Source organism: Mumia sp., assembly GCF_028803055.1.
Lineage (GTDB): Bacteria > Actinomycetota > Actinomycetes > Propionibacteriales > Nocardioidaceae > Mumia.
Genome location: NZ_JARBCJ010000188.1, coordinates 1 through 5,940, shown reverse-complemented (window position 1 = coordinate 5,940; position 5,940 = coordinate 1). Strand labels below are relative to the sequence as shown.

At 69.7% G+C, this 5,940-nt stretch carries 6 protein-coding genes; 4 read left to right on the top strand and 2 right to left on the bottom strand.

Annotation, left to right across the window (positions count from 1 at the left end; all coding sequences use genetic code 11):
• On the top strand, positions 1 to 1,325 hold a 1,325-nt coding region (locus PV363_RS14890; protein ID WP_301022725.1), incomplete at its 5' end, for a glutamate--cysteine ligase.
• Between the two features lie 32 nt (positions 1,326 to 1,357).
• On the opposite strand, the gene PV363_RS14885 is transcribed toward PV363_RS14890, so the two are convergent.
• On the bottom strand, positions 1,358 to 1,816 hold the full coding sequence (locus PV363_RS14885) for a hypothetical protein (protein WP_301022724.1): 459 nt from the start codon (positions 1,814 to 1,816) through the stop codon (positions 1,358 to 1,360).
• Positions 1,817 to 1,958: 142 nt separating this feature from the next.
• Between PV363_RS14885 and PV363_RS14880 the strand changes: the two genes are divergently transcribed.
• From PV363_RS14880 to PV363_RS14870, 3 genes are all read left to right on the top strand, one after another.
• Positions 1,959 to 2,357 (top strand): universal stress protein, encoded by a 399-nt coding sequence (locus tag PV363_RS14880; protein WP_220344453.1) that lies wholly within the window; start codon positions 1,959 to 1,961, stop codon positions 2,355 to 2,357.
• Between the two features lie 205 nt (positions 2,358 to 2,562).
• Positions 2,563 to 3,885, top strand: a complete 1,323-nt coding sequence (locus PV363_RS14875) for an RNA polymerase sigma factor (protein WP_301022723.1) — start codon at positions 2,563 to 2,565, stop codon at positions 3,883 to 3,885.
• 105 nt (positions 3,886 to 3,990) lie between these two features.
• Positions 3,991 to 4,602, top strand: coding sequence for a rhomboid family intramembrane serine protease (locus PV363_RS14870; RefSeq protein ID WP_220344454.1), 612 nt, complete (start codon positions 3,991 to 3,993; stop codon positions 4,600 to 4,602).
• 34 nt (positions 4,603 to 4,636) lie between these two features.
• Here the strand turns inward: PV363_RS14870 and PV363_RS14865 are convergent.
• Positions 4,637 to 5,940: HNH endonuclease signature motif containing protein (locus PV363_RS14865; protein ID WP_301022722.1), on the bottom strand; the 1,304-nt coding region annotated here is incomplete at its 5' end.

The window sequence follows — 5,940 nt, the reverse complement described above, 5'->3', positions numbered from 1 at the left end:
AGCTCAACCTGATCGACGAGGTGGGCAATCCCGCGCTGCGCAACGAGGACGTCCTCGCGGCGATCGCCGACGAGGACTTCCAGACCGAGCTCGGCCAGTTCAACATCGAGATCAACATCGACCCCCGGCCCCTCGACGGCTACGGGTTGAGCCACTACGAGAAGACGATCCGCGAGGACCTCAACCACGCCGAGAAGCGCGCGAGGTCGGTCGACGCACATCTGCTGATGATCGGCATCATGCCGACCCTCAAGGCGGGCCACATGACCCCGTCGACGATCTCTGCCAGCCCTCGCTACTCCCTTCTCTCGGAGCAGGTCCTCGCCGCTCGCGGGGAGGACATCGCGATCTCGATCTCGGGGGAGGAGCGCCTGACCACGACCTCCGAGTCGATCATGCCCGAGGCCGCCTGCACCAGCGTGCAGCTCCACCTCCAGGTGGGACCGGCCGAGTTCGCGTCGTACTGGAACGCCTCCCAGGCCATCGCGTCCACCCAGCTCTCGCTCGGCGCGAACTCGCCCTTCCTGCTCGGCAAGCAGCTGTGGCACGAGACCCGGATCCCGCTCTTCGAGCAGGCGACCGACACCCGCTCGGAGGAGCTCAAGGCCCAGGGGGTCCGCCCGCGCGTGTGGTTCGGAGAGCGGTGGATCACGTCGATCTTCGACCTCTTCGAGGAGAACGTCCGCTACTTCCCGGCCCTGCTGCCGGTCCTCGACGACGAGGACCCGGAGGCGGTCCTCGCCGCCGGCGACCCGCCGACACTGGCGGAGCTGCGTCTGCACAACGGCACGATCTATCGGTGGAACCGACCGATCTACGACGTGATCGGCGACCGCCCCCACCTGCGCGTCGAGAACCGCGTGCTTCCCGCCGGGCCCACGGTGGTCGACACGGTGGCCAACGCGGCCTACTACTTCGGGCTGGTCCGGGCCATGGCCGATGCCGACCGTCCGCTCTGGACGCAGATGTCGTTCAGCGCGGCCGAGGAAAACTTCACGAGTGCGGCGAGGGGCGGGATCGGCGCGAGCATCTATTGGCCCGGCATCGGCACCGTCGGTGTGACCGAGCTGGTGCTCCGTCGTCTCCTCCCGATGGCGGCCGACGGGCTGGACGCCATGGGGGTGGACCCCTCCGACCGTGACAAGTACCTCGGCATCATCGAGCAGCGGTGCCTGACGGGTCGCAACGGTGCGACCTGGCAGAGCGAACGCTTCCGGACGTTGTACGAACGCGCCGGCACCGACCGCACGGAGGCGCTGCGCGAGATGACGATGCACTATCGCGAGCGGATGCACACCAACGAGCCCGTGCACACCTGGGACTGACCGCGCTCGTCCCGCTGCGGGGTGTCGACGGTTCACCGTGCCGTCCGACGCGAGCGGCGCGGCCCGACGGTGGCGTCAGGCACGCTGACCCAGCCCGCCCGCGTGACGACGAGGAACACCGCACCGTCACCGTGCGCGCAGGTCCGCCACGCCGCGTACCAGGCGAGGTCGGCGCCGCGTACCTCCGGCCGACCCGCGCGCTCCCAGACGAGCACGCGGTCGCGCGGTCCTGTGCCTGCGGCGACCGGAGCCACGAGCCGATCGACGACGTCGGCACGCATCCACGCGTCAAGTCGCTGGACGACGCGCGGCGACGACGACCAGCGCCCGACGAGGGACGCGTGCCCTGCGTCGTACGACCAGAGCGACAGTCTCGGCTCGCCGTCCGGCGGGGTCGCCCGCCGCACCCACCGCTCGACGAGCGCGTCGAGGAGCCGCGAGGCAGCCGCAGGAGGGATGCCGACCGACGGGCCGGAGGGAAGCGAGGGCATGGACCCAGGGTGGGTCCTCCTCGTCTCGCCGGAGCTCGGATGTCCACACGTCGGGGTGACGCGGCGCCGAGGGCGGTGGAAGGCTGTCGAGCGACATGGATCACGATACTGTCGGAGCACCGTCGAGCTATGGAGGTCGAGGATGGGCACGATCGTCGTGGGATACGTCCCTAAGGCAGAGGGACGTGCGGCTCTCGCGCGGGCCGTGGAGGAGGCAAAGCTCCGGGGGTCGAGCCTCGTGGTGGTCAACTCTCACCGCGGCGGGCGAGACTTCGACGACGATGACGCAGTCCGGACCGAGGCCCAGCTCAAGGACGTCCGCGAGCAGCTCGCCGACTCGGGCGTCGACTCCGAGGTTCGCCAGCTGGTCCGCGGCATGGATCCCGCCGACGACCTGATCAAGGTCGCCGAGGAGACCGGGGCGGAGTTCATCGTCATCGGCCTGCGTCGCCGGTCGCCGGTCGGCAAGTTGATCCTCGGGAGCAACGCGCAGCGCGTGCTGCTCGACGCCACCTGCCCGGTGCTCGCCGTCAAGGCCTGACCGGCGACTGGCGGGTCGACGACGCGGCCGTCCTTGGTCGAAAAGGTCGCGTTTCGGTCACGGTACGAGATCGTGGGCCAGGCGGTTCGTGGTTCGCCCCCAGCGCGTGGCAGACTGGACGAGCCGCGGTTGACGGGAGGCCGGTTGATCGCGCCCTCAAGACTGCAGCGACCTTCTGGTCCGAGCACCCCTAGGGAGTCATCTCGTGGTTTCAGCGCCCGATAGCCGAGCACGCAAGACGGTCGTGGCGGAGGCGGGATCCGCCCGCACCACGGTGAAGGCTTCGGCCTCGCAGGGCGCGACCAAGAAGGCCGCGCCTGCCAAGAAGGCTCCGGCGGCCAAGAAGGCACCGGCCAAGAGCGCGGCCGCCAAGAAGACGGCGGCCAAGAAGGCGCCGGCGAAGAAGACCGCGGCCAAGGGCGCCGCCGAGGTCGACATCACCGCCGGCGCGATCATCGTCGACGAGAACGGCAAGAAGGTTCTGCCGGACATCCCCGACGAGGTCTTCGTGAAGGACCTCAAGACCGACCCCACCCTCAAGGAGGACGAGGCGTCGGGCTTCACGATCTCCGCGGCTGACGACACCGACGAGCCGGAGCAGAAGGTCACCGTCGCCGGCGCCACCGCCGACCCGGTCAAGGACTACCTCAAGCAGATCGGCAAGGTCTCGCTGCTCAACGCCGGCCAGGAGGTCGAGCTGGCCAAGCGGATCGAGGCCGGCCTGTTCTCCGAGGAAAAGCTCGCCTCGGGCGGCAAGCTGTCGGAGCCGGTGCGCGAGGAGCTCGAGTGGATCGTCGAGGACGGTCGCCGCGCCAAGAACCACCTGCTCGAGGCCAACCTGCGACTGGTCGTCTCGCTGGCCAAGCGCTACACCGGCCGCGGCATGCTGTTCCTGGACCTGATCCAGGAGGGCAACCTCGGTCTGATCCGTGCGGTGGAGAAGTTCGACTACACCAAGGGCTTCAAGTTCTCGACCTACGCGACGTGGTGGATCCGCCAGGCGATCACCCGTGCGATGGCCGACCAGGCGCGCACCATCCGCATCCCGGTCCACATGGTCGAGGTCATCAACAAGCTCGCCCGTGTCCAGCGTCAGATGCTGCAGGACCTGGGTCGCGAGCCTACGCCGGAGGAGCTCGCCAAGGAGCTCGACATGACTCCGGAGAAGGTCGTCGAGGTCCAGAAGTACGGCCGCGAGCCGATCAGCCTCCACACGCCTCTCGGCGAGGACGGCGACTCGGAGTTCGGTGACCTCATCGAGGACTCCGAGGCGATCGTCCCCGCCGACGCCGTCTCGTTCACGCTGCTCCAGGAGCAGCTGCACGCGGTGCTCGACACGCTGTCCGAGCGTGAGGCCGGTGTGGTGTCGATGCGCTTCGGCCTGACCGACGGCCAGCCCAAGACGCTCGACGAGATCGGCAAGGTCTATGGCGTGACGCGCGAGCGGATCCGTCAGATCGAGTCCAAGACGATGAGCAAGCTGCGTCACCCGTCGCGTTCGCAGGTCCTGCGCGACTACCTCGACTGAGCGATATCTCAGCAGTCACAATCAGCGTTCACGAGCGCCGCGTACGGGTCCCGTACGCGGCGCTCGTGCGTGAGCTGCCTTGTCGTACGCCGATACGCTGAGGGCATGTCCACGACGCGTACACCGGGCCGTCGGTCGTTCCTCGGCCCCGCGATCCCGGTGCTCGTCCTCCTCGGCGCCATGTGGTTGCTGGAGCTGTTCGACGCGCTTCCGGGCGTCTTCCTCGACCAGCACGGCATCCGCCCGCGGGACACCGACGGCCTGTACGGCATCGCGGCCGCTCCGTTCCTGCACGGTGGCTTCGACCACCTGATCGCCAACTCGACGGCGTTCGTCGTGCTCGGGATCCTCCTCGCGTACACGGCGCGGTCCCGATTCTGGCCGGCCACCTTCGGGATCGTGCTCCTCGGAGGCCTTGGCACGTGGCTGATCGGTGCCCCGTACACGGTGCACATCGGAGCGAGCGGGCTGATCTACGGCTACGCGGCGTTCCTCGTGGTGTGGGGGATCGTGACACGCCGTCTGCTGTCGGTGCTCGTCGCGGTGGTGGTCGCCGTGATGTACGGCGGCATCGTCGGTGGGATCCTTCCCGGTCAGGCCGGCATCTCCTGGGAGGGACACCTCATGGGCGCCGTCGCGGGCGTCGTCATGGCGTGGTGGCTCGGCCGGCGGGACAACCACGAGCGTCGACAGCCCCAGCGGTCGAGGTTTTCCTGAGTCCAGCCGTCGCGGCTCCTGGGTGCGGCTACTCTCACCGCCGGTCTGGTCGATGGACGCTGACGAGATCGCGCAGGTGGGTCTCGAGCGGGCTCAGCTCGCCGCGCCCTCGCCCGGCCCGGTGTGGCCATGGCTGGTCGACCCGGTGGCGACGCCGGGCGGCGTAGTGGTGGCCGGTCGGCGTGGTCCACGTGACCGTGTCAGGGATGGGAGTGCGGTCGCCTGTCGCCGCGGACCCCGTGGAGGCGTGCACTCTCCAGCCGGGCACCTCTTTGACGAGGTTGTCGTGACGACAGAGTGCCTGCGCGTTGTCGACGGTCGTCAGCCCTCCAGCACCGTGCGGGTCGACGTGGTCGATGTCGGTGGCGTCGCAGTCGCAGAACGGGCGGAGACAGTGCCCGTCGATCGTCCGGATCAGCCGCGCGATCCGTGCTGGGAAGCGGCGCCGTCTCTCGTCGGCGTCGCGCGGGTCGCCGCGGTCGTCGGTGAAGACCCTGCGGAGCCAGCTCGCCTCTCGTCCGGCCAACCGCCGGCAGAGGGCCGCCGGCACGGGTCCGTAGCCGTCGAGGACGCCAGGAGCGTCGTCGACGCCGAACAAGGTCTCCGGCCTCATCAACAGACCGATCTCCGCCGGTGCGTGCGTCGATGAGCCGTCCGGTGTGTCGACGTCAACACCGGTGAGCGCCTCGATCGCGTGGTCGGCGGCGATCTGGCGAGTCGTCCGCGGATCGGTCGAGGCCTTCTGCCGGAAGGCGTCGGAGTGGAGACGTCGCCATGCGGCGATCACCTGCTCGGCGGGAGCGCGGACCGTCAGCTCGGCCATCGCGTCCGAGAGTCGGCGCAGCCGGATGTGCCGTGTTGCTCGTGCCGCGTCGGCCCGGTCCGCGCAGCCCGCCGCGTCGAGTGCGAGGACGTGGCGCCGCGCCGCCGCGGAGGCCTCGCGGACGGACATGCCGGGAAGAACGCTGACGACTCGCTCGTCGATGCGCCGACGCCGTCGTCGGTCGAGTGGCGCAGTCTCGGCGCAGACCGCTGCGGCGACGGAGGCACTGATGGCTCCGTCGCGGAGGAGCGCGTGGGTCATCGGGTGGTCACGGAGCGCGATCGCCACGTCGAGACTGTGCTGACCGGCGCCGTTGCCCACACCGCGAGCCATCCCGACCTCGGCCCGAAGCGAACGCGTCCGCGGCTGCGCAGCGCTCGGGTCCTGGCTCGGCTCGGCACCCGAACGGCGGGCTTCGAGGGCCGAGACCGCGTCGTGCTGGACGCCCTGGGCGATCCGCACCACCGCCTCGCACGCACGGATGACGTCGATCTCCGTGGCGCCGGCGGCCCGGT

What these genes read in the sequence shown, in the direction of transcription:
- PV363_RS14885 (WP_301022724.1), bottom strand. Translation starts at nt 1,816, where the DNA reads ATGCCCTCGCTTCCCTCCGGCCCGTCGGTCGGCATCCCTCCTGCGGCT.
- PV363_RS14880 (WP_220344453.1), top strand. Translation starts at nt 1,959, where the DNA reads ATGGGCACGATCGTCGTGGGATACGTCCCTAAGGCAGAGGGACGTGCG.
- PV363_RS14870 (WP_220344454.1), top strand. Translation starts at nt 3,991, where the DNA reads ATGTCCACGACGCGTACACCGGGCCGTCGGTCGTTCCTCGGCCCCGCG.